We start from the raw sequence: 22,080 nt of genomic DNA on the forward strand, positions 1-22,080 counted from the left end.
TCCGGCCACGCAACGCATATTTGGCCTTGCTCACGCAGGGATATCACCGTTCGCCTATTTCGACACCTGCCAGCCGCCGCTGCCTCCACCCCATTTGTTGCTGGCCGACCACTGGCCAGAACCGGAACGCCCGTCGACCCGGCCGGTGATCGTCCCGTTGAACGGATAGGGCTTGGTCTCCTTGAACACCTTGCCCTGCAGCACACCGGTCAACGGCGCGTTGAAGGCGCCGTCCGCGCCCAGCGATCCCGAAAACCGCGCGGTGAAGCCGTCGCCCTCGAAACTGCCCGAAATCGAACCGGAGACCGAGGAACCCGCAACGACGAGGCTCAGGGAGCCCGAAGCCTTGCCGGCAATGCGGCCGCTATACTGCCCCGCGAGTGCCTCCGCCGGCTGCTGCGGCTCTTCGGTTATACCGCCATGGCCCGCTACAACGTTGCGGTACTCCTCGAACTTGGCCAGCTGTTCCTGATACTCCTTGGAATTTGTCCCGTGTACCAGTCCGGTCGACAACAGGTTCGCCATGGCCCTGATGTGGGTCTTGTCGTGCGGATCAAGCACGCCATCGTTTTTCAGCTTGTCGCGGATCAGCTGGGTAAAGCGGGAAAGATTGTAGGGATGCTTGGCCCACCAGTCCCGCCCGTATTTGCCGTAGGCAGCCGTGTTGAGCGCCTCGACCATCAGCTCGGCTTCCGCCTCCGCTTCGGCGCGGGCCTTTTCGACGACTGCGGCGGACTGTTCCTGCTTGGCACGCGTGGCAAAGGTCTGAAAGATGTTGTCGACGACTTCCGCTTCGCTCGCCGCAGTCAGCCGTGCGCGGACCTCGTCGCTTGGCTCTGCTGTTGCCAGGCTTATGTCATCAGCGCGCTGTTGAGCGAGTTCGATCTTGCGGTCGCGAATCACCGAGGAATAGAGCGGCAGCGTCTCAAGACGCTCCCGGATCGCCTCGCGGGTCTGCTCGTCCCCCTTGGCATATTCCTGGTAGAGCTCCTCGATCGTACCATCGACGAACTTGCCCTTCACGTATTTGATCGCGCCCGCCGCCGTCTCGACTGCGGTGAAGGCGGCGGCGGCCGGCGTTGCGGCGATAAAGGCCCGGCCGAGATATTCATAGGCCGCCTGCGGATCGCCGCCCGCCGCCTTGCCGAGCACGTCGGCTGCCTCGTTGACCTTGTCGATATTGCCAAGAATTCCCGCCATCTGCTTGCGCAGCGCCGGATCCTTGATGCCGTTGGCCAGCGTCTTGCCGAGCGCGACCGCGACCTCCTCAGTGGCGGCCTTCGCCTTTTCCGGATCGCCGCTGGTCAACGCATCCGCGGCATTCTCGGCGAACTTATTGATCTCGTTGGCCGACAGCGCCACCGTGCCGAGCTGGCGGACCAATGCCTTGTTCGCCCCCGATTTGTAGAGCTTCTTGTAAAGCGCGACGATCGCCGCCTGCGACTGCGACTTGATCACTTCCTTGGCCTGCTCGTCGGCATAGTCGAGTGCTGCCTTCTTGGCGTCCTCCTGCCAGGTGGTCGGCGCCTGGGCGTATGCCGGTGATGGAGGCGACAGAGCAAGGGCGCTCGCGATGAGCGCGGCCAGCAGGTCAATGGGTCGCAAAGGTCTCATCTCGGGTTCACCTCCAGGTCGCTCAGGTCGATTTCGGCAAAGGGATCGATCCCAATCGACGCAGCCATCGCCGGCGACTGGGTTCCCTCCGGCGGCGGCATGGTCTGGTCGAGGCTCGCGAGCACCAGCTCGAACAGCGGCAGCCCATCGGCCAGCTCCTCGCCGAAGGCGCGGTAGGCAAGCGTCAGCCGCGCACCGTCGGCGCGCCGCTCATCAAAGAATATCTGCTTGCCGCGCATGCGCCCCTGACTGAGTTGCAGGACGGTAGCGGGGCGGCCGAGCACCACCGCATATTCGAGGGACTCGACCTCGTCGCTCGGCATGGGCTTGTCCCTGGGCCAGAATGACACGGCGATCTGCGCACCCTCTTCGGGCCGGGTCATGACGATCCCGCCTGCGATGTCCTCGTCCGGATTGACCTGCCAGCCGGTCGGTACCTCGACGGAGGTCCGGTCGATCCAGACGCGGCGCTCCGCGTCGTCCGCCTCCTCAGGTTCGGCGGCGGCAGGTTCCGGCACGCTCACCTCTTCCGACGGCGTCGCCTGCGGAATTGCCGCCTCACTCTCCTCCGGCTCCGCAACCTCGGCCTTTCCTTCCACGTCGCCGACAGTCACGCTCTCGAGGATACGGTCGAAATCAGGCTCGCCGCCGCCGAGGCGGATGCCGCCGGTCGCCTCGAACAGGAAATGCAGGCGCTTCTTGTCGGCCCTGCCCTCGTCCAGCGTCACGCTCACGGTCTCGATCCCCTCGAACCTCGAGTGGATCCACAAGGCTGCTTGGCCGGCAACCCTGATCTTTCGGTTGGAAAGGATGTCGTTATAGCCAAGCAGGGGCTCGTCCGGGAACCACCACCAGACCATGAGACTGCGCTTGCCGTCGGGCGCTTTCAGGGTGAGCGTGTCGCCTTCAATCTGGGCCGTCCAGTCTGCCGGCGCGGACAGAGTGAAGCCCTCGAAGGAATGCGATCTCCAGCCATCCATACCGGTGCCCGACGGCGCGGTGCCTGTGGCAGGTTCACCGTCGCCGGCAGTGGCCATGGCACCCGGTTGATGCGCATCCGTCTCCGGCGCCTGATCCGGGCTACGCGCCTCCTCGTCTGCCGTCCGCAGCGACTGCGCCATACGCGCGGCCATCGGGTCGAGCCTGGCCTTCAGGCCCTTGGCATAGCTGATCTCAAACGTGTGGATCACCGCCCCGCCGTCGCTCAGCAGGACCTTGCGCAGGAAGAAATCATCGCCGCGGAAGCCGGAATGCAGATACCAGTTATCACCCTTGCGTCGCTGGGTAACCTTCTCGTCCTCACCCAGGCCCGCCAGGTGCTCCTCGATCAGTTCGTTGAGCGTGCTGTCGAACACATTGTGCGAGCCGAACACGATGAAGCGGGCCGAGCCGTCCCGCGCCTCGAACGTCCGTCCGTCGTCGTTTTCCGGCGGCGGCAGCATGCGGAACATAGGGGCGGAATAGTCGATCCGCGTGCCAAAGCGGTCGTTGCGGTAGGTGATCCAGTTGCTGGCCATGGAATCGGCCGGGACACTGGCGGCATCGTCGTCGGAATCCGGCCGATCCATCGTCGCGCCCTCTGTGTCCGACGACGGCAGCCGTCCCCCCATGTCGGAGGGCGGCACTTCATCGCCAGGATCGAGCGGCGGTGGCTGAAGCCCGCGGCCCAGGGGGGCCATGCCGGGGGGCGCCATGCCAGGCGGAGCGTCGAAAGATCCCATATCCGGAGGCGGGCCGCCGCCCGGTGGCGCGTCGCCAAAGACATAGGCGTCATAGGCCCAGCCGCGCGTGCCGTCCTGCAGTTCGACATTCAGCCAGCGACCGTCCCGCCCGATGACGGTGAGATAGGTGCCCGGCCACATCGGCAGGATCATGGGAAAGCGCGTGCTGGGTCCGGTCCTGAGCGCCAGAAAATTGTCGCCGGCCGGGTTGAGCCCACCCACATACTCGGCGCGCGCCGGCAGGGCAGCGAGCGACAGGAGGAGCAAGCTCCCAAGCCAGAGCTTCCGACGACGATTCATGCGCAACCTCCTCCTCTGCCGGCGACTGCGTCGACGCACCTGGCGTCGGATCGCTAAAACCGCTCGGCTGGAAATCCCCAAATCTCTAGCCGGAACTATGCGCTTCTGCGGTCAAAGCATATTGACACAAGTCAACTGTCGTCACGAAGCGACAACCCGGCGAAAAATATCACCCGAATCGCATGCGGATGCGGAACGTGGGCGTGCACCTCAGGCCTCCAGCCCCTTCAACACATTGGCGACGTTGAGGCCAATTTCCGGGACGCCGTATCCACCTTCCATGACGGTGAGGATCGGCAAGCCGGTCGCAGCGATCATCTCGCCCATCCGGATATAGTCCGGCGTCTTCAGCTTGAAGAAGCTGATCGGGTCCTGCTCGAAGGTGTCGACGCCGAGCGAGACGACGATGGCCTCGGCGCCATAGGCCTCAATGCGCTTCAGCGAGTCGGCAAGCGCCGCCGACCAGACCTCCCACGGGGTTCCGGCAGGCATCGGATAATTGGCGTTCAGCCCCTCGCCCTCGCCCGCGCCGGTCTCGTCGGCATAGCCGAGGAAGTAGGGAAAGGCATCGACCGGATCGCCGTGCAGCGAAGCGAAGAAGATGTCGCCGCGATTGTAGGTGATGTCCTGCGTGCCGTTGCCGTGGTGGAAATCGACGTCGAGGATCGCGACCTTCTTGGCCCCATTATCGAGCAGGCGCTGGGCGGCGACCGCGGCATTGTTGATGAAGCAGTAGCCGCCGAAGAGGTCGATGCCGGCGTGGTGGCCCGGCGGGCGGCAGAGTGAGAAGGCGAAGCGGTTACCGGCGTTCAGCCAGTCCGCGCCGGCGATCGCCACATCCATCGAGGCGATCGCCGCCTCATAGGTGCCCTTGGAGATGGCTGTCTCGACCGAGTTGGCATAGTAGCCGACGGCACCGTCGATATTGTTCGGCACCTTCATGCGGCTGCGGCGATAGGCAAATGCCGTCGGGATCGCCTCGCCCGGGTAACCGGCCGCGCTCCAACGGTCCCAGCAGGTGCGCAGGAATTCGAGATAGTCGGCGCCGTGTACCTTGAGCGCGGTGTCGAGCCCATGTTCCTCGGGCGCCACGACATCGGAAAATCCCGCGCCCTTCACGGCCTCAAGGATCCACTCGGCACGGAACGGCCCCTCGAATGGCTTGACCAGGATGCCGCCGTGCAGCTCGGTCTTGGCGTCGCGCAACTTGTGCTTTTCGGAATAAATGATCCGCATGATTGTAGACGTTCCCTCGTTGTCTCTTATCGACAGGTAACGTCATCCCCGCCGGCTCGGCAAGACGGGTGCACGGGATTTCCGGTCGGATGACCAATTTTCATCCGACCGGTGCGCCTTTACCGGACCAGGTTGATCTCCTCGGTCTCCCCGCCGGTGCAGGTGTAGCAGCAGTCCTCGCAGGTTTCGCCATTGTTGGGACCCGTGCCCCAATAGGTTCCCTCGTCGCCGGAAACCCAGGCGCCATAGCAGATCTGCTCGCCTTCCTTGCAGGAAAGCGGGATCTGCTTGGTTTCGCCGTCGTCGAGATAATAGACTTCATTGCCGCCCGGCCAGACGTGGTTTCGATCCTGGCTGTAGAGTTCGACCTCGACGGCGTTCGGATGCTCGTTGCGCATCACGAAGGTCACATCGGCGGCGAAGGCCGGCAAGACGGAGCCGGCAAAAGTGCCCGCGAGAAGAAAAAGGGCTGCGGCGCGGCGCATCCCGGTAGCTAGCGATGACATGGAATACCCCCAATTCTGGAAGGCCCGAAATGCCGGGCCTCGCCATTGCTAGCACGGCCGCCGGGCATCGCGGGAGGGGGTAGAGCCGCGCGGGGCGGACGTTTTTTGGGCGCTGTCACCCTACGCTCTCACCGATCCTCTTGTAGAAGATCGTCGTGTCGCAAGTGCGCCCGTCGGGGAACAGCGCATAATTCGGGATCACCCCTGTGCGGCTCCAGCCGAAGCGCTCGTAGATCTTCTCTGCCGGCTCGCCGGTCGCCGTATCGAGCACCAGCAACGTGCGACCGGCTTGCGCAGCGGCGCGTTCCGCCGCCTCCATCAGCAGACGCGACAGACCGAGGCCGCGGGCCCGGCGATGCACGAGCAGCTTCATCAGGTCGCCGCGATGCGGCTGGTTGGGCTTCAGTGCGAACCCGACCTGGACCGTGCCGAGAACCCGTCCGGCCTCATCCTCGGCCACAACGAGCAGAACTTCACCCCGCCCGACCGCCGCCGCCACGCCCTGCCAGAAGGGAATGGCATCGTCTGGCCGGTAGGGCGACATGAAGCCGAGCGAGGCGCCGCCCTCGACGCAATCGGATAGCACCTCGCAGAGGTCGGCCAAGGCGGCCAGAGCTTCTTGTTCGTTGAGCAGGCGGATCGTCGGCATAGAAACTCCGGGGCAGGCGGTTCAGCGATGACCGAGATCGATGATCACGGCATAGCGGGCGGGCTTGTCCGCCGGGTTCCGGAACCCGTGGACGTCGCCGACATTCATGAACAGGCAGTCGCCGGCCAGAAGCCGGTGCACCGTCTCGCCGACGGTCAGTTCCATCTCGCCCTCGAACAGCCAGACATGCTGCGACTGGCTGCGGCTGGCCTGTTGGCCTGGAAAGCTCACTTCGGCACCGGCGGGAAACTCGACTTCGACCACGTCGACGCGCGAGCCGGTTCCACCCGGCGAAACGACACGCCGCAGGTAGCCACTTTCCGGATCGCGCCAGACCGGCTGGTCGTCCCGCCGGGCGAGCGGAGACGCCTCCTCGTCCGAGGTCGCGAAAAAGACCGAGAGCGACACCCCCAGCGCCGAGCAGAGCCGCGCCAGAAGGGCCGCTGTCGGGCTCGCCTCGCCCCGCTCGACCCGGGAGATCATCGCCCGGCTGACGCCGGAAAGCTCGGCGAGCTGGTCGAGCGTCAGGCTACGCTCGGCGCGCAGGGCGCTTAGGCGGGCCCCGATATGGCGCGCCAGATCGACAGTATCATTTTCCATTATCGTAGACTTACCCGGTCTTATAATGGAGTCAAGTGCCGGCCGAACGACTGCACCCTTTCGTCCTACGCGACCTCCGCACGGTTCCGCGCCGATCCTGCGCCTCCCTGCACGATCGAGAAAACGCAGCCGACGTCGCGCAGACGCTATCGCCGCGATTCTCGATCAGCTAGATTGCGAACACGGTCGCCTTCCGGCGGCCGTTTACGATTCCACCGCCTTGCCGGGTGCCTATCCCGCGCCGCCACCGTTTTCCAGGAATTTTCGATGTCCACCCAGACAGCCCTGGCGAATTCGCCGCTTTCGATCGCCAGCATCATTGCCTCGATGACGGCGGTAGCGCTCGGCAATGGGGTGATGTCGGCCTATGTCCCCTTCGTGCTGACGCGCAGCGACAGCCCCTCCTGGGCCGCCGGCGGGGCAGTCACTGCGGTCGCCTTCGGCGGGCTTCTCGGCTGCGTCGTCGCCGGCCCGCTGATCCGCCGGGTCGGCCATGCGCGGCTGTTTGCCGCCTCCATGGCGCTCGTCATCCTCGGCGCCCTGCTGATCGCCATCGGCGTCAATCCGATCCTGTGGATCCTTGGCCGCCTGCTCTATGGCATGGCCGGCAACACCAATTTCATCATCGCCCAGAGCTGGCTCAACCATGCGGCCTCGAACGAATGGCGAGGCAAGGCCATGTCCTTCTTTTACATGGCCTATGTCATCGGCCTGGGCGCCGGCGCCTTCGCCTTCGGCCAGATGCCGGCCGAGGGAAATCTCGCCCCTCTCGTCACCATCTTCTTTACCGCACTCGCCATCCTGCCAATCAGCCTGACGCGCCTGCCGACCCCGCCGGCGCCGGCCAAGGTCAGCGTCGACATTCCGATGGTCTGGCGCAACTCGCCGGTCGGCTTCATCGGCGTGCTCGCCGCCGGTGGGCTCTCGATGGCCGTGCAGGGCTTTACGCCGATCTATGCCGCCGGCAATCAGGTCTCGCAGGGCGATGTCGCGCTTTTGATGTTCGTCATGCAGCTTGGCATGCTGTTCATCCAGTTTCCGCTCGGGGTGCTGTCCGACCGCATGGACCGGCGCCTGGTGCTGATCTTCACCTGCGGCCTGATCGCGGTCATGGCGGTCGTCGCCCTCTTCGTCTCGTTTGCCAATCTTGTCCTGCTGATGATCGTCTTCGCCATCTGGGCCGGCGCGGTCGAGACCGTCTATTCGATTGCCAATGCGCATGCCAACGACCGCACGGCGTCTGCGGATTTCGTGCCGCTTGCCTCGACGCTGCTGGTCGCCTGGTCGGTCTCCGCGACGCTGGTGCCGCTTTTCGTCACCATGCTCACGCCGATCCTCGGACCGCAGACCTTCATCCATGCCGCGATGGCGGTCGCCGCAGCCTATGGCGTCTTCGTCGTGATGCGGCTCAAGGGCCGCGAAGCCGTGCCGCCGGAGGAGCGCGAAGGCTTCGAAATGCTCAGTGCCCAGGTGCCGAACGCCACGGTCATCACCGAGCCGGGCGACGGCCGGACCGACTGACCCCGCTGAGCGCCGCAAAAGCGGACAAAACCCATCATCAGGGTGAACAAAACCCTGCTTTTCCGCTTTGCTGGCACAAGCACCGCTGCTATATGCGCAAGCCATGAGCACAGAAACCCGCACGCCCCTCGACCATATCCGCAACTTCTCGATCGTGGCCCATATCGACCACGGCAAGTCGACGCTGGCCGACCGTCTGATCCAGACGACCGGCGGCCTTGCCGAGCGCGACATGTCCGAGCAGGTGCTCGAACTCGATGGATATCGAGCGCGAACGCGGCATCACCATCAAGGCCCAGACGGTGCGCCTGCACTACAAGGCCAACAATGGCGAAACCTATGTGCTGAACCTGATCGACACGCCCGGCCATGTCGACTTCGCCTATGAAGTGTCGCGCTCGCTGTCTGCCTGCGAAGGCTCGCTTTTGGTCGTCGACGCCAGCCAAGGGGTGGAAGCCCAGACGCTCGCCAATGTCTATCAGGCGATCGACAACGATCACGAGATCGTCACGGTCCTGAACAAGATCGACCTGCCGGCGGCCGAACCCGACCGCATCAAGGAACAGATCGAGGAAGTGATCGGCATCGACGCCTCCGAAGCCGTGCTGATTTCGGCCAAGACGGGGCTTGGCATTCCCGACGTTCTCGAAGCGATCGTCCACAAGCTTCCACCGCCGAAGAGCGAGCTTGGCGAAAAGGGCCCGCTGAAGGCGCTGCTGGTCGACAGCTGGTACGACACCTATCTCGGCGTCATGGTCCTGGTGCGCATCATCGACGGCGTGCTGACCAAGGGCCAGACCATTCGCATGATGGGCACCGACGCCAAGTACCAGGTCGAGCGCGTCGGCGTGCTGACCCCGAAGATGCTGGCCGTCGACAGTCTCGGCCCCGGCGAAATCGGCTTTTTCACCGGATCGATCAAGGAAGTGGCCGATACCCGCGTCGGCGATACGATCACCGAGGACAAGAAGCCGACGGCAAAGGCGCTGCCAGGCTTCAAGCCGGCCCAGCCCGTCGTCTTCTGCGGCCTCTTCCCGGTCGACGCGGCCGATTTCGAGGACCTGCGCGCCGCCATGGGCAAGTTGCGCCTCAACGACGCCTCCTTCTCGTTCGAAATGGAATCCTCTGCCGCGCTGGGTTTCGGTTTCCGCTGCGGCTTCCTCGGCCTGTTGCATCTGGAAATCATCCAGGAACGCCTCGAGCGCGAGTTCGACCTCGACCTGATCGCCACGGCTCCGAGCGTTGTCTACAAACTGAAGATGACCGATGGCACGGAGCGCGAGCTGCACAATCCGGCGGACATGCCCGACGTGGTGAAGATCTCCGAAATCCACGAGCCTTGGATCAAGGCGACGATCCTCACCCCCGACGATTATCTCGGCGGCATCTTGAAGCTCTGCCAGGACCGTCGCGGCATCCAGACCGAACTCACCTATGTCGGCAAGCGCGCCATGCTGACTTATGAACTGCCGCTCAACGAAGTGGTGTTCGATTTCTACGACCGCCTGAAGTCGATCTCCAAGGGCTATGCCTCGTTCGACTACCATCTCGACGGCTATCGCGAAGGCAATCTCGTCAAGATGTCGATCATGGTCAATGGCGAGCCGGTCGATGCGCTGTCCATGCTCGTCCACCGCTCGGCTGCCGAAAAGCGCGGCCGCGACATGTGCGAAAAGCTCAAGGACCTGATCCCGCGCCACATGTTCAAGATCCCGATCCAGGCAGCGATCGGCGGCAACGTGATTGCCCGCGAGACGATCTCGGCCATGCGCAAGGACGTCACCGCCAAGTGCTACGGCGGCGACGCCAGCCGCAAGCGCAAGCTGCTCGACAAGCAGAAGGCCGGCAAGAAGCGCATGCGCCAGTTCGGCAAGGTCGATATTCCGCAGGAAGCGTTTATCGCCGCACTGAAGATGAGCGACGAGTGAGGCGTGAGGCACCCTCGCTGGTAACTTGCAACCCGCGCACGAACCGGATAACGTGTGGTAGATATTCGTTACAACTACCCTTGAAGCGGCACTGAAATGTGCTCTTGAAGGAGCTGCCGTCACTTAATTCGAGGATATTGTCTAAAGCTCACTTGAATATGCACGACAGTAGATCGAGGAATTCTTTAAGTGACCGCAGAGCCAGACGACATACAGCTTAAGTTCGACGGAGAACCGGTTAGGAATCTGGACGGAGCTCCAGCAGAAGCGGTCGTTGCATCACTAAGCGCATTGCAGCGTATGATTTATATAATCGGAATGCGAGCAGACGGACGCGCAATTAGTGAGCGTCTGAAGCCTTCGGCAAAAGTAAAACGAGAATATTCACTCATTTGCCGTGCACCGAAACATGGGAGCCACATCCAGCCATTCAACATCGCCACCCAATCGGGTCAGTTTTCTCCCAGCGCCATTGCCGCAAGAGAAAAGCTGCTCAAGACGTTACGAGCTTTCGACAGTGGTGATGAAGATGTCGTCGCGACGGTGCTTCCGAACGCTCGTGAGCGGTGGTTTATGGCCCGCGCGGCCCTTGGTCTAATTCCGCCCGAAGGAAGCGGGCTGGAGATAACTGTACGTGCAGGCACGCGTGGCCCGTTTGCATTCAAAGCAGATCGCGCGCGCTCCTTACTTCGAAACTATGAAGTCGGCACTCCCCCTGAGATTGATGAAGAAACAGTCGTCGGGAAATTGCGCGCGATCGATTTTGCTCGAACCATTCTAACGATTAAGCCCAGTCAAGACCCAGCCATGCGTATGGACTATCCGCTTCCGCTGGAGCCGTGGTTTACCGCAAATGTGCGTCGTCGCCTCAGATTTAGTGGGCGGCCGAAATTCAATGAAAAGGGCGATGTTAGCTCATTTCAAGAGGTGCACAATGTTACTGAGCTTGAGCCAACATTGCCATCAATAACTGAATTTGATTTTGGCGAGGAAATTGTGCGCGCACACCGCCCCTTATCAATTCCAGTTACGCTCGATTGGCAAAGCCGTTGCTTTCAGTTCCAGGAAAAATCTCTTGGCATCGACGTTTTCTCGGAACACTATGCCGACCTGCGCAAAGATATACTTAGTGAACTCGATTTACTTTGGCGGCACTATGCTATGGCTGACGATGACCAACTGGACCCTGACGCACTTGAGGTGAAACACAACTTGCTTTCACGCTTCAAGACGGTGGTGCTACCGTGACCAGGGCGAGAGAGGACATTGATTCCGCGCTTCAGCGCAAAGGCTTCCAGATGGAGAACGGCGATCACCTCTATTACATCTACTGGAACTTGGCGGGCAAAAAGACTCTAAAGAAGACAAAAATGAGTCGAGGAACGTCTTACAAGACGATCGGAGATCCATTGCTAGGACAGATGGCAAGACAGGTTGGAATTACAAAGAGCGAGTTCCTTCGGCTGGTTGATTGCACGCTCGATCAAAAGGGATATGAGCGTCTTGCTTTTCCAGATTAAAAAACACGGACGCAAGTGCGGCGATGCCGTCATCCAAACCTGTCGCCAAATGTTCTGCGCTGGCCACAACGCCGCCCAGAACCAGAAAACGGAAATGTTGATTCATGGAGAAAACGGTCGCATCCGCGAGCGCAACTCCTATGGCAATGATCCGCATCCGCCCAAGGGCTGACAGCTCTTCCGGGGGCGGTTCGCCGCCCTCGGCACCTGCTTTCTTGACGGCAGATTTCGCGCTATAATCGCGCGTCCTCGGAGGAACGCCATGTCGATCGAAGCCCGCAAGCCCCATGATCTGACCGTCAGTGAAGCCCTCATCGCCGAAGCCAACGCGCTCGGCCTCGACGTTGCAGGTGCGGCCGAACAGGGCATTGCTCGCGCCATCAAGGCCGAGAAGGAACCGCTCTGGCGAATCGAGAACGCCGGGGTGATCCGGGTGGAACGTGAACACCTCGAGAAGCACGGATCGCACTGACAAACTTCCGGATATTCTAGAGTATCCGTTTTGATCAAGCGGGTTTTGGGATCCATTTCCTGTTGTTTCGCAGAAGTGCGTTTGCCAGGAGGATGAGCTTTCGCATGATGGCTGTAATGGCGACCTTGGGTGGCTTTCCTGTTTTGACGAGGTCGTCGTATTTTGCCTTGAGATCTGGGTTGAAGCGGCAAGCGACGAGGGCGGGCATGTAGAGCGCGTGGCGGACGATGGCCCTGCCGCCAGCAATGAAAGCGCGTCCGGTCCATCGTCCGGACTGGCGGCTCACCGGCGCAAGACCGGAGAGTGCGGCTGCGGCTTTCTCATCCAGTTCGCCCAGTTCAGGCATCTCGATGAGAAGTGTAAAAGCCGTGACCTGTGACACGCCCGGAATTGAGACGAGGATGTCGAACCTAGCCTTGCGGGATGCGTCCTCGGCAATCAAGGCCATGATGGCTTCGTCCACGGCCTTGATCTGGCGCTCGATCTGCCTGAGCCTTTCGACGTTGTGTTTCTTCAGCAGCGGGCTGGAAAGGTTCTTGGCCCTGTTCTTCGCGGCGGTCCTGTCTTTGACGAGCGCCAGCCGCGCCATATGCAACTCTTTCAGATCATTATGGTCTTGTGTATTGGCCTGCAGGATGCGCGGTTCAAGAAGCGTCCCGTAGCGGGCCAGCAGTTCGGCATCGATCCGGTCCGTCTTGGCAAGCCTGCCGGTGGCTTCGCAAAAGCGCCGGGCAAGGCGGGGATTGACCTTGGAGAGCGGCAAGCCATTTGCGGCCATGAAGCGCTCGAAGGCCTTGTGGTAGGGGCCGGTGGGTTCATAGACGATGCGCTCCACGCTCTTTGCGCCGATCCATTTGAGAATGGCCGCAAAACCCTTGCGGTCATTGCCCACCCTCAAGTTTTGACCGTCTGGCAGGCTGTGCAGGTCGATATGGTCTTTCGAGATGTCCGCGCCGATGGTAATATCCGTCATCTTTTCCGCCTCCTATGCTTGTCATCCGAGCCCGAAACTCGGGTATCCGTTCAGGACGATTGGAAAAGATGGGGGCGATCACACTCTAGCTCGGCCCGGCACTCGATGAATGGCGGCCTGCATTTCCACGATCCGTCCCCCATCGCCGGAAGAGGATGGCCGTCCTCTCCGGCGCTTCCTTATCTCACGAAGAAGCACAAATAGTCATAAGACAAGCGTTTCCTGTCTAGATTGAAGCATTCTGTTGGCTCAAACGGAGTCGGATGGTTGCCCGACCGGCGCGCGTCGTAGCCACGCCCTACGGCCAAGCCGGCCGGGCGATCAGGCGGCCCGTTTCAGCCAACCCGAAGGGCCGGGCATCTTTCCGCCAGGGCAAAGACCTACTCCGGCAGAATGCTTCAATCTAGACAGGAAACGCTCTAATGGCTCGTTCCGCATCTGGCGGGTTTCAGTCTAGGGACTGGCGCGGCGGTGAAAAGGGCCAAGGTCAAGGCGAGGCCCTCGAGGCAGCCTGCGGCAACCCCAGAGACGGGGAAGAAAACAACCAATTCGGCAGAGGAATCAACGCCGGGGCGACAATTTCATCCCCGCCTTCTCGCGCCATGCCTACAATGGCCTCGTTCCGCCATCGGATGCATCGGGTCATGCGAACCCGGCGAGGCGGAGCCGGTGCCGGGGATGGAAGCGATCGCAGGCTTCTTGTCCCCGGGGTTGCGATAAGTGACTCCCCTCGCTGAAAAGCGACGTGCCTGGGCGGCACCCAAGCGGGCGTGAAGCCGTCGTGTCAAACCGACGGTGCCCGTGTAGAGGAGACGAATTTCTCAGCCGAAAATCACCGAACGGGGCGCCGCAGGGTGCCATATAAATTCTACTTACGAGGCAGCCTGTAGCGCCCCGTCCGAGCCCTTCGGCCAATCGCCGAAGCGCAACCGAAACCGATCAAATCCACGGGGCGAAACCGCCCGCGTGAAGGAGAAGCCGTGTCCGACCACCACCTTGCCGAGGCCTGCCGCCGTCCGAAAAGCTCAGATCAGCGCCACCCAGGCCCGCGCGATCGCAAGGCCTGCGGCTTCGGCACTGGGACCATGGGTTGCCGCATAGTCCGGATGACGTTCGAGCCAGCCGGGATGCTTCCTCTCGACCAGATCCGGAAACAGGCGGTTCCACCGATCGACCACGCCGCGGTTTGCCTCGAAATGGAATTGCATGCCATAGGCGGCGCGCCCGACCCGGAAGGCCTGGTGATGGGTGGCATGGTTGCGGGCGAGATGGATAGCGCCCGGCGGCAAGGTGAAGGTGTCGTCGTGCCATTGGAAGGAGAGGAACCGGCTGTCGTTGACCGCCGACATCACGGGATCGGCAAGGCCGGCCTCGGTCGGCTCGATCGCCTGCCAGCCGAATTCGGGGGCGGCCCCGATCAGGTTGTCGCCGCCGAAGGCCCGGGCCAGCAGCTGGCTGCCGAGGCAGATGCCGAGCACCGCCCTGCCCGCCTCGCCATAGGCGCGCATCACGTCGGTAAGCGCCGGCAGGTAAGGGTGCTTCTCGTCGTCGAGCGCGTTCTGCTCGCCGCCGAAGACGACGAGCGCGTCGTGATCGTCGATCGATCCGGGCAGCGCCTCTCCGGCATAGGCACGGATCACCTGAACGTCTGCGCCCGCCTCGGCGAGCGCCACGCCGACCTGCCCCGGATCGGAGTAGCTTGTATTCTCGATGATCGCGACGCGCCTTGCCATGCCATGGTCCCTGTCCAGTTGCCGTCGCGAGATGACCACGTCGCCCCGCCTCGTTCAAGCCCCGCAGACGGTCGGGCCATTGCCGAGCGGCCGGGCGCCGCTATAAACCGGCAGGACAGCAATGGAGCATCCCATGACCGACAAACCCCGTATCACCATCCTCTACTGCACCCAGTGCAACTGGTTGTTGCGCGCCGGCTGGATGGCTCAGGAACTGCTGCAGACCTTCGGCGACACTCTCGGCGAAGTTGCCCTGATCCCCGGCACGGGCGGCAATTTCGAGATCCGCATCGATGGCACGCTGATCTGGGAGCGCAAGCGCGACGGCGGCTTTCCGGGTGCGAAGGAACTGAAGCAGAAGGTGCGCGACGTGATCGAACCGGACCGCGACCTCGGCCATGTCGATCGGCAGAAAGGCGCTTCGGACGGCGTGACCTGAAACGAAAAGGGCGGGGATTGCTCCCCGCCCGCATGGATCATCGATGCCGCTCAATTGTAGGGCGAACGGCAGACCTTGAAGTAGCCGCTGGTCGACAGGAAGCGGTTGGTCTGCGGATTGTACGAACGGTAGCGATTGAGGCACCATTCGACATGCCGGCTCCAGTTGCGCCCACCATAGACCGGCGGCGGAGGCGGCGGTGGCCGGCGATAGATCGGCGGCGGTGGCGGCCGACGATAGCCGTCATCCCACCACGGCGGCGGGGGCGGCGGCGGACGGCGATAGATCGGCGGCGGCGGCGGACGACGGTAGCCGTCATTCCATGCCGGTGGTGGTGGCCGGCGACGATCGGTATCATAACAGCCGTATCGGTCGCAGACGACTTCGACCTTCACCACATCCGACGTGCCAGCGGCCGGCCGCATGGTCGGCGCAAGCCCGGACGCTGCCTGGGCCGAACCGGCAAGGAAACCGGCGAGGCCGAGCAGTGAGCCGAACAGCAAATAGGCCAGCTTGTTCATGGCGCTCCTCCATAAAACGGAGCATCCGGCCCTGGCGGAAGACCATCCTCCGCCGCTGCCGCATGTCCGGCGACATCACCCTTTCCGGAGCAGGCAGCAGCCTGCCATTTCCGGGAAAGGCGAAACATCCAAGATGTTTAGCGCGATGATGGCTTTTCCAAGACGCGACGTCCAGCGCTTCCTCCGCGCTTCCGCTCGACTCCGGCGCAAATTCTTTCGGGGCAGGAAATCGGGATAGCCATGCTTTCCGGGCGGTCTCCCACGCTGCGACAGGAAAACTTCAAAATGCCAGTTGACAGCCGGAGTCCCTGCCTTTACACGGCTCCTCGTCGCCCAGATGGCGGAATTGGTAGACGCGCCAGCTTCAGGTGCTGGTACTCGAAAGGGTGTGGAGGTTCGAGTCCTCTTCTGGGCACCAGTTTCATGTTCCGGATAGTCCCGGAAAATCCAAAAACCCCGCGAAAGCGGGGTTTTTTGTTGCCTTTTTGCGGGTTTTCGTCCCTTCGCGTCCAGGAACGACCCGTGGCATCCAAACAAATTGATGGCATTTTTGATGGGGGATTACCTTCCGGTCGGCCTGGCACTGGCTTTCACGGTTCAATGGATGATATTGCTTGGTTGGGCGAGTTCAAAGGGATTGTGCCGGCCACCTTGGGTTCTGTCTGCAAACGGAAAAGATGGCGGACGATCGAAGGATGCGAATGTGCGGACAGAGATGAGATCACAGGCCGAAGGCAACGGGCGGTGAAGAGGCTCGATACAGCAAAGGGGACGGCCTTCGTCTTCGGGCTGGCGCCGTGGCGGCGCCATCTGCGCAACTGGTTGCCGCACCGTCGTATCTACCGCTTCAGCCGGCGGCTCGGATACCTTGCCTTCCACGCCTTCTGCGCGCCACTCATTCTCCTCCATCGCAGGGCCGAGGTGGTCGTATGGGGCTACAAGCATCCGGATTTCCTCCCGGCCTTCTGCGAGCGCCATGCAATCCCGCTGATCCGCATCGAGGACGGGTTCCTGCGCTCCGTCGCGCTGGGCAGGCAGGGCGCGCCGCCGCTTTCCCTTTGCCTGGACCGATCCGGCATCTATTTCGACCCAACCCGCCCCTCGGATCTCGAAACAATCATAGAGACCCATGATTTCCGCTCGGACCGCCCGCTGATGCAGCGCACCGAGCATTGCCTGCAGCGTCTGCTCGACAGCCGGCTGAGCAAATACAACGCGGCGCCCGATGTCGATATCGAGCGCCTCTACGGCCCGAAGACAAAAAGACGCATCCTGGTCCTGGGTCAGGTCGAAGGCGACATGTCGCTGGTCAAGGGCCTCGAGGCGAAGATCGACAACAACGACCTGGTGCGCATCGCGGTCGGCGAAAACCCGGGCGCGCAGGTGATCTACAAGCCGCATCCGGAAGTGCTCCACCGCACAAGGACCGACCCGCCCCAGTCGCATCCCGACGCGGTGCGCGACATCTGCCTTGTGCTTGACGAGGACGTGGCACTGGCCGATGCGCTCGACACCGTCGATCATGTCTACACGATGACGTCGCTTTCCGGATTCGAGGCGCTGATCCGTGGCATTGCGGTCACCTGCCTCGGCGCCCCTTTCTATGCCGGCTGGGGCGCAACCGACGACCGCCAGCCCTGCCCGCGCCGCACCGCCCGCCGCACCCCGCTGGAGATCTTTGCCGCAGCCTATATTCTCTATCCGCGGTATTTTGATCCGGTGACGGGGGAAGCGATCGAACTGGAGCAGGCGCTGGAGTGTTTGGTGAGGATGAGACGCGCGCCAACGAAGCAAGATGGATAACGCTACAGGATAGCGAGGATGCGGTGCATGGGCGCGCCCCTGCGGTGGTGCTTGGTATAACACGATTGCATTGTCGTGCCGCCGCGATAGGATGCTTTCTTAAGAACTGGAGGGGAGAAGTGCCACATGCTGTTTAGGGGGGTCACTAGAACTGCGAAATTTGTTGCTCCGCCAGTTCAGCCTTACGAGCGCGAGCATGTTGCTAGACAAATTTCCAACAGCCCGCGATTAAGAATTGCTTTCGACAAGTTCGACGGGCTCGCTCCCGAGGCAGGAATTGCAAACCCGGCGGAGCGGAAACTCATCCTATACACCTCAGCGAAGGAGGTCCTTGACGGAGTCAGGCACTATGCCGAGAAGGGCGTCAAGTTCAATCACGTATGTGCATTCCACGACCGCAAGCTACCTGCCGATGCTATCGTCCCATCACTCCTCCGCGAGCGCGAACTACCCTTCTATCCGGATCACGAAATTGTCGTTTATCGCAACGTGGACACACTGTTTTCCGAAGCTGGTCTTTGCTTCCGGCTATCCACACTAGGTATCAACTATGTGACCCGATCGAACTTCAATGTGAAGCAACGGACCTCGCCGATATTCCACTATCCAGAAATCGTACGCACAAAGATTGACGAACTGACGAAGCTCTACAACATGATGTTGAATGACCAGAGCAGGAACGATCTTGCCGCGTACATAAAAGGCCGATCGCTGCCATCTCTGGGGTATCACCGCATCGCGGACTTCAAGGAATACTATCACCCGCTTTGCCAGGCGGCGCCCGGCGACGTGGTGATAGATGCAGGCCTCTTCGATGGAGTTACCACCTTTGAGTTTGGAAAGGCAGTAGGCTCGTCAGGCCATGTTTATGGCTTCGAGCCGTCACCCCATATGTGGAAGCGCATTGAAGACCTGTTCGCTTCCGATAGGCGGCCGATCACGCTTGTGAAGGAAGGCGTATGGGACAAAACAGACGAACTAAAATTCATCGACACGCGCATTGTTGGCAACTCGGAAACACGACTCGCCGCTGAAGACGAGAAAAGGGCAACGAAGGTGCGCGTTGGGACCATCGATGAATTCTGCAAAAAGCAGAAGATCGACAAGGTTGACTTCATAAAGATGGACATTGAAGGCGCAGAAATGAATGCCCTCAATGGCAGCATCGCGACGATAAAAAAGCACCGACCAAAGCTTGCGATCTGCATCTATCATAAACTTGATGATATTTTTGACATTCCTTTCTTCATCGACAGACTAAACTGTGGATACCGCTTCTATTTCGGCGCGCACTCGATCGGTGCGACTTCGATCGTCCTGTACGCCGTCCCAGAATCGGTATGACAAAGGACTGTCCGCAGAGGCGATTCCACGTCAGCAGGTCATTTTACCGTCTGCTTTTCCAAGTCCAAAACTCGAACAAACTCGTCAAAGCCGTTACGCTTCAATGTCTGGAAAAAGGCAGCTCTAAATGGTTGCCCCATATCTGCGCCACCGGCGAGCCGGAACAACTCACCCACTGTCCACTCATCCTGCGCTTCGGCTGCCGCCCTGACAACGGCTATGTAATCGCGGCGATGCACTTTGGCGGTACTGAGATACTCACCTGATCGCATGCGAGCCAGAATTCGGCGTATCCCTCTGTGCTTCCGGTTCCGCATCGCGCGCGCGAGCAGGTGAGCTAGATAGGTTGAGGATTTCCGCTTGTTCTCGCGAACAACGCTGCGCATCTCTAAGAATACCGCCTCATATTCAGCTCCGCCAATCACATCCAACATCATCTTCTTGAGATGCCCGGCCTCGACTAAGAGCGGCACACTGCGATGGCCGCAATTTTCCAAAAGCAACAGCTTTGCGCCAGGGACCCCGCTCGCTTGCATCATGTCGAGACGTTCACGTGGATCGGCCACGATGAGATACTCGATGCTACCCGACAATACACTTTCTATCGGTGGCAATAATCGAGGCCAATCAGTTGCCTCCCTCCTCCACCGTGTCTCGCGATCGTCCCAGAGGTTCGATTGCGGCGAGTAAGCAATCGCCCTCACCGCATTCAGAGATGACGCGAAGTGAATAGCGGCGTAGCCACCCATGCTCGCCCCATAAGTAACCACCCGTCCACCCCCATAGCCAGCCAGAACAGCCCGCACGATGTCCATTGCATGGAATATTTCTGGGGTCTGCCACCAATGGTTAAAGCTACTTTTGACGTGGATCGCGGTCACACCTGCTTGCTCTAGCGCCTCCTGGCCAAACCCCGCGCGGAAACTACCCTCTGGCTGGAAATGATCCGAAAACGTGACTACAGCGACGTCCGTGCCTTGGCGATCAAACGTCACCTGCAAATGCTTGCCATTAAAAAGTGTCTGCAACATCACCGCACCAGTTAAAGACTATAATATTTTCAAACGCTTCAATGCCCGGTCTAGCGGTTTTGCATAGGCATTTGGAATGAAGCGATCGCCCAGTTTCACAACGAAGCGCCGGACCGGATCATAGTTTTTCAGGCGCTCATCGAAACTATTCTTGGATGGCGGCGCCACCGGGACTGGGATTCCTCGCGTGCCCTTTGACTCAATAATCTCCGTTATATGCTCAGAGGTCGTGTGAAGCACCTTTATCGGCATCCCGATTTTGTCAAGAGCACGCGCAATGCTGGCCAAGTTGTGAAACGTGGCTTGATTATAGACATTGGGGTTTGAACTGTTGAAATTTTGCGCAGAGAAGTCGATTCCGACCAACTCAATGTCCGATACGCCGGCCCAGGTCGCAATCTGGATTGCGCTGAACAGCACACCCGCCATGTCCCGAACGGGATGAGCGCCCAGATCCCAATTTAGATTATCGTATCGCTCGTCGTATACCGTCGATGAGGTCTGGTAAGGCAGATACTCCACACCGTGTTCATCGAGCATGTCAAAGTTGATGCCCAAATGCTGGGTCGCCAGTCGGTTGATGCGTCCGTATATGCGCGCCACATTCTTTGTCAGGTAAACGCCCCAAAAACCGCTATCCCTTGGCTCATCCTGCATCACATGCACGTTGAAGGGCTGGTCGATCAACAATGCGCTGTTGAGAGCAACGAGGACTTTCCCCGCAATTTCCTCCGGCCTCAGTCGATTAATGCTCGAACCGGGACCGCATATTACAGCCGTTTTTCCAGAGAAGATCTTCTCCATCTTCTCTGCGGCGTCTTGCGTGAACGCGGGAACATCGACAGGGTCAAGCGTCCGTTGAATAACATCATCATACATCCGAAGGTAGGCGGCCTCAAATGGAGCCGTCGAGAAAAATTCTTCAAAGACCTTCTGATTAAGTGCGCCAAACTCCTCGGGTGAAGCTTCGACCAGATCTCGGATAGATTGGTCGTTGGGACCATCTGGGTCCAGATAGACGATGTTTGATCTTTTACTGAACTCAAGGTTGCCGCCAATTGGCGAAAGCACGACCCCCGTTCCAAGCTTCATTGTCTCAAGTGTAGAAAAATCGAAGATCGAATGCCTCTGCAACATCAGCAACCAATCGGCGAACTTGATCAAGCCCATTGTCAGTGCGTGCGGTTGACGCTCTGGTATCAGGATCGCTTTGAAAGGGTAGCTGCTCTTTTCAGCTTCAATGCGCTCATAGATGCCCGCCTTGTGCTTGCTGCCCATGCATATCCAGACGACCTTCTTGTCAGTTTTTTGGGCAATGCTAGAGAGCATTGCGGGGCAGCGATCAATACCCTTGTTCGATGTGTAATCGCCCACTGAGACAAAGACGAGGTAATCCTTGCGAATCTGGGGAGCCATCAATGCACCGAGGCCGTTCTCGTTTAAGAACTCCCTTGCCTTTTCCTCCGATACATCGAAGTCCGTCACAGTGTTATAGAGCGGCACATCGCCAAACCGTACCTTCTCAGGGTCGACCGCTGTAGTTGTAGCCACGAACGCTTTCCTGGCCCCATCACTTGGGAAATAGACGCGATCAGCCTGCTCAAATGCGATATTCTCGAAAGTATTCATAATGTGCAGCTCGGCTTCGTTGAGCGTTTCGCCAAACGACGTCCGCTCATGAACAAACGCCCCCTGCTGATGATACACGAGCGTGAAGGGGAACCCGCACATGTGAGCCGCCGCCGCGCTGCCGATGTCGTGGCAGACGAAATGATAAACAGCCCCCGGCCGTGTAGAAAAATTCTTCGGCAATGAACTCGCGAGACTGTTTTGTACATAATGATGCGCAGCCAGCAGGTTTTTGCTCATCGTAGCCAAGCCCTGCTCCTTGATCCACTGAGCCCAGACATCTGGCATTTTGAAGCTCTTCGGTTCGAAGTGATATCTGAGGTGGAACCCCCGATACCTCGGGCCCAAGAGCTGCTGCTGAACGGCAAGAACACCGTTTGGACCACCTGTGGCGGCGCCGTGCGGCTTCGGCCTATAGGCCAGATTTACAAACGATATGTCGCGAGCGACCGGCGCATCGGCTGGACGGAAGTTCTTCGCGTACGCCGGGAGCATGATGTCTAGCTTCATGGCGAACTCCAAGGTTTTGGGAGGGAAGCA

18 protein-coding genes, 1 tRNA gene and 1 pseudogene are annotated in these 22,080 nt (G+C 60.4%); 9 read left to right on the plus strand and 11 right to left on the minus strand.

From position 1 onward, the window contains the following. Positions 1-54: 54 nt before the first annotated feature. The 6 genes from ACWPVA_RS15460 to ACWPVA_RS15485 all read right to left on the minus strand — a co-directional run bounded on the left by ACWPVA_RS15460 (position 55) and on the right by ACWPVA_RS15485 (position 6,626). Positions 55-1,614 carry a hypothetical protein gene (locus tag ACWPVA_RS15460; RefSeq protein WP_454288530.1) on the minus strand — a complete coding sequence of 520 codons (1,560 nt, stop codon included), beginning with the start codon at positions 1,612-1,614 and terminating at the stop codon, positions 55-57. Beyond that, complete coding sequence (locus tag ACWPVA_RS15465) at positions 1,611-3,635, minus strand: SH3 domain-containing protein (RefSeq protein ID WP_454288531.1); 2,025 nt, start codon at positions 3,633-3,635, stop codon at positions 1,611-1,613. The genes ACWPVA_RS15460 and ACWPVA_RS15465 overlap by 4 nt, the downstream gene beginning before the upstream one ends. Positions 3,636-3,845: 210 nt before the next feature. Beyond that, positions 3,846-4,871, minus strand: a complete 1,026-nt coding sequence (locus ACWPVA_RS15470; RefSeq protein WP_454288532.1) for a histone deacetylase family protein — start codon at positions 4,869-4,871, stop codon at positions 3,846-3,848. A 119-nt stretch (positions 4,872-4,990) separates the two neighbouring features. Then, the gene (locus ACWPVA_RS15475; RefSeq protein ID WP_454289607.1) at positions 4,991-5,356 is read right to left on the minus strand and encodes a hypothetical protein; all 366 of its coding nucleotides are present in this window, start codon (positions 5,354-5,356) and stop codon (positions 4,991-4,993) included. Between the two features lie 136 nt (positions 5,357-5,492). Then, a complete protein-coding gene (locus ACWPVA_RS15480) occupies positions 5,493-6,026 on the minus strand; it encodes an N-acetyltransferase family protein (RefSeq protein ID WP_454288533.1) in 534 nt (177 codons plus the stop codon). Positions 6,027-6,047: 21 nt separating this feature from the next. Continuing rightward, positions 6,048-6,626 carry a helix-turn-helix domain-containing protein gene (locus tag ACWPVA_RS15485; protein WP_454288534.1) on the minus strand — a complete coding sequence of 193 codons (579 nt, stop codon included), beginning with the start codon at positions 6,624-6,626 and terminating at the stop codon, positions 6,048-6,050. Between the two features lie 267 nt (positions 6,627-6,893). Here ACWPVA_RS15485 and ACWPVA_RS15490 point away from each other — a divergent pair, with 267 nt between their 5' ends. From ACWPVA_RS15490 to ACWPVA_RS15510, 5 genes and pseudogenes are all read left to right on the plus strand, one after another. Beyond that, a complete protein-coding gene (locus tag ACWPVA_RS15490; RefSeq protein ID WP_454288535.1) occupies positions 6,894-8,147 on the plus strand; it encodes an MFS transporter in 1,254 nt (417 codons plus the stop codon). A gap of 103 nt (positions 8,148-8,250) precedes the next feature. After that, a pseudogene (gene lepA, locus ACWPVA_RS15495) lies at positions 8,251-10,075 on the plus strand (translation elongation factor 4). 189 nt (positions 10,076-10,264) lie between these two features. Continuing rightward, entirely contained in the window at positions 10,265-11,323 is a 1,059-nt protein-coding gene (locus ACWPVA_RS15500) for a hypothetical protein (protein WP_454288536.1), read from the plus strand. 303 nt (positions 11,324-11,626) lie between these two features. Continuing rightward, positions 11,627-11,767, plus strand: coding sequence for a DUF2188 domain-containing protein (locus tag ACWPVA_RS15505; RefSeq protein WP_454289608.1), 141 nt, complete (start codon positions 11,627-11,629; stop codon positions 11,765-11,767). A gap of 90 nt (positions 11,768-11,857) precedes the next feature. Further along, positions 11,858-12,067 carry a type II toxin-antitoxin system CcdA family antitoxin gene (locus tag ACWPVA_RS15510; RefSeq protein WP_454288537.1) on the plus strand — a complete coding sequence of 70 codons (210 nt, stop codon included), beginning with the start codon at positions 11,858-11,860 and terminating at the stop codon, positions 12,065-12,067. A 34-nt stretch (positions 12,068-12,101) separates the two neighbouring features. Here ACWPVA_RS15510 and ACWPVA_RS15515 read toward each other — a convergent pair whose 3' ends face one another. Next, entirely contained in the window at positions 12,102-13,040 is a 939-nt protein-coding gene (locus tag ACWPVA_RS15515; RefSeq protein WP_454286697.1) for an IS110 family transposase, read from the minus strand. A gap of 1,025 nt (positions 13,041-14,065) precedes the next feature. Then, positions 14,066-14,773 (minus strand): type 1 glutamine amidotransferase, encoded by a 708-nt coding sequence (locus tag ACWPVA_RS15520; protein WP_454288538.1) that lies wholly within the window; start codon positions 14,771-14,773, stop codon positions 14,066-14,068. 133 nt (positions 14,774-14,906) lie between these two features. Here ACWPVA_RS15520 and ACWPVA_RS15525 point away from each other — a divergent pair, with 133 nt between their 5' ends. Continuing rightward, complete coding sequence (locus ACWPVA_RS15525) at positions 14,907-15,212, plus strand: SelT/SelW/SelH family protein (protein ID WP_454288539.1); 306 nt, start codon at positions 14,907-14,909, stop codon at positions 15,210-15,212. A 50-nt stretch (positions 15,213-15,262) separates the two neighbouring features. Here the strand turns inward: ACWPVA_RS15525 and ACWPVA_RS15530 are convergent, their stop codons facing one another. Continuing rightward, on the minus strand, positions 15,263-15,733 hold the full coding sequence (locus ACWPVA_RS15530) for a BA14K family protein (protein ID WP_454288540.1): 471 nt from the start codon (positions 15,731-15,733) through the stop codon (positions 15,263-15,265). Between the two features lie 331 nt (positions 15,734-16,064). On the opposite strand from ACWPVA_RS15530, the gene ACWPVA_RS15535 reads away from it, so the two are divergent. The 3 genes from ACWPVA_RS15535 to ACWPVA_RS15545 all read left to right on the plus strand — a co-directional run bounded on the left by ACWPVA_RS15535 (position 16,065) and on the right by ACWPVA_RS15545 (position 18,880). Beyond that, a tRNA-Leu gene (locus tag ACWPVA_RS15535) sits at positions 16,065-16,151 on the plus strand. Positions 16,152-16,477: 326 nt separating this feature from the next. Next, on the plus strand, positions 16,478-17,536 hold the full coding sequence (locus tag ACWPVA_RS15540; protein ID WP_454288541.1) for a capsular polysaccharide export protein, LipB/KpsS family: 1,059 nt from the start codon (positions 16,478-16,480) through the stop codon (positions 17,534-17,536). Between the two features lie 126 nt (positions 17,537-17,662). Continuing rightward, complete coding sequence (locus ACWPVA_RS15545) at positions 17,663-18,880, plus strand: FkbM family methyltransferase (protein WP_454288542.1); 1,218 nt, start codon at positions 17,663-17,665, stop codon at positions 18,878-18,880. A gap of 38 nt (positions 18,881-18,918) precedes the next feature. On the opposite strand, the gene ACWPVA_RS15550 is transcribed toward ACWPVA_RS15545, so the two are convergent. Further along, entirely contained in the window at positions 18,919-19,911 is a 993-nt protein-coding gene (locus ACWPVA_RS15550) for an alpha/beta fold hydrolase (protein WP_454288543.1), read from the minus strand. A gap of 18 nt (positions 19,912-19,929) precedes the next feature. Further along, positions 19,930-22,050 (minus strand): hypothetical protein, encoded by a 2,121-nt coding sequence (locus tag ACWPVA_RS15555; RefSeq protein WP_454288544.1) that lies wholly within the window; start codon positions 22,048-22,050, stop codon positions 19,930-19,932. Positions 22,051-22,080 lie beyond the last annotated feature (30 nt).

It is taken from the genome of Rhizobium arsenicireducens, from assembly GCF_964021225.1.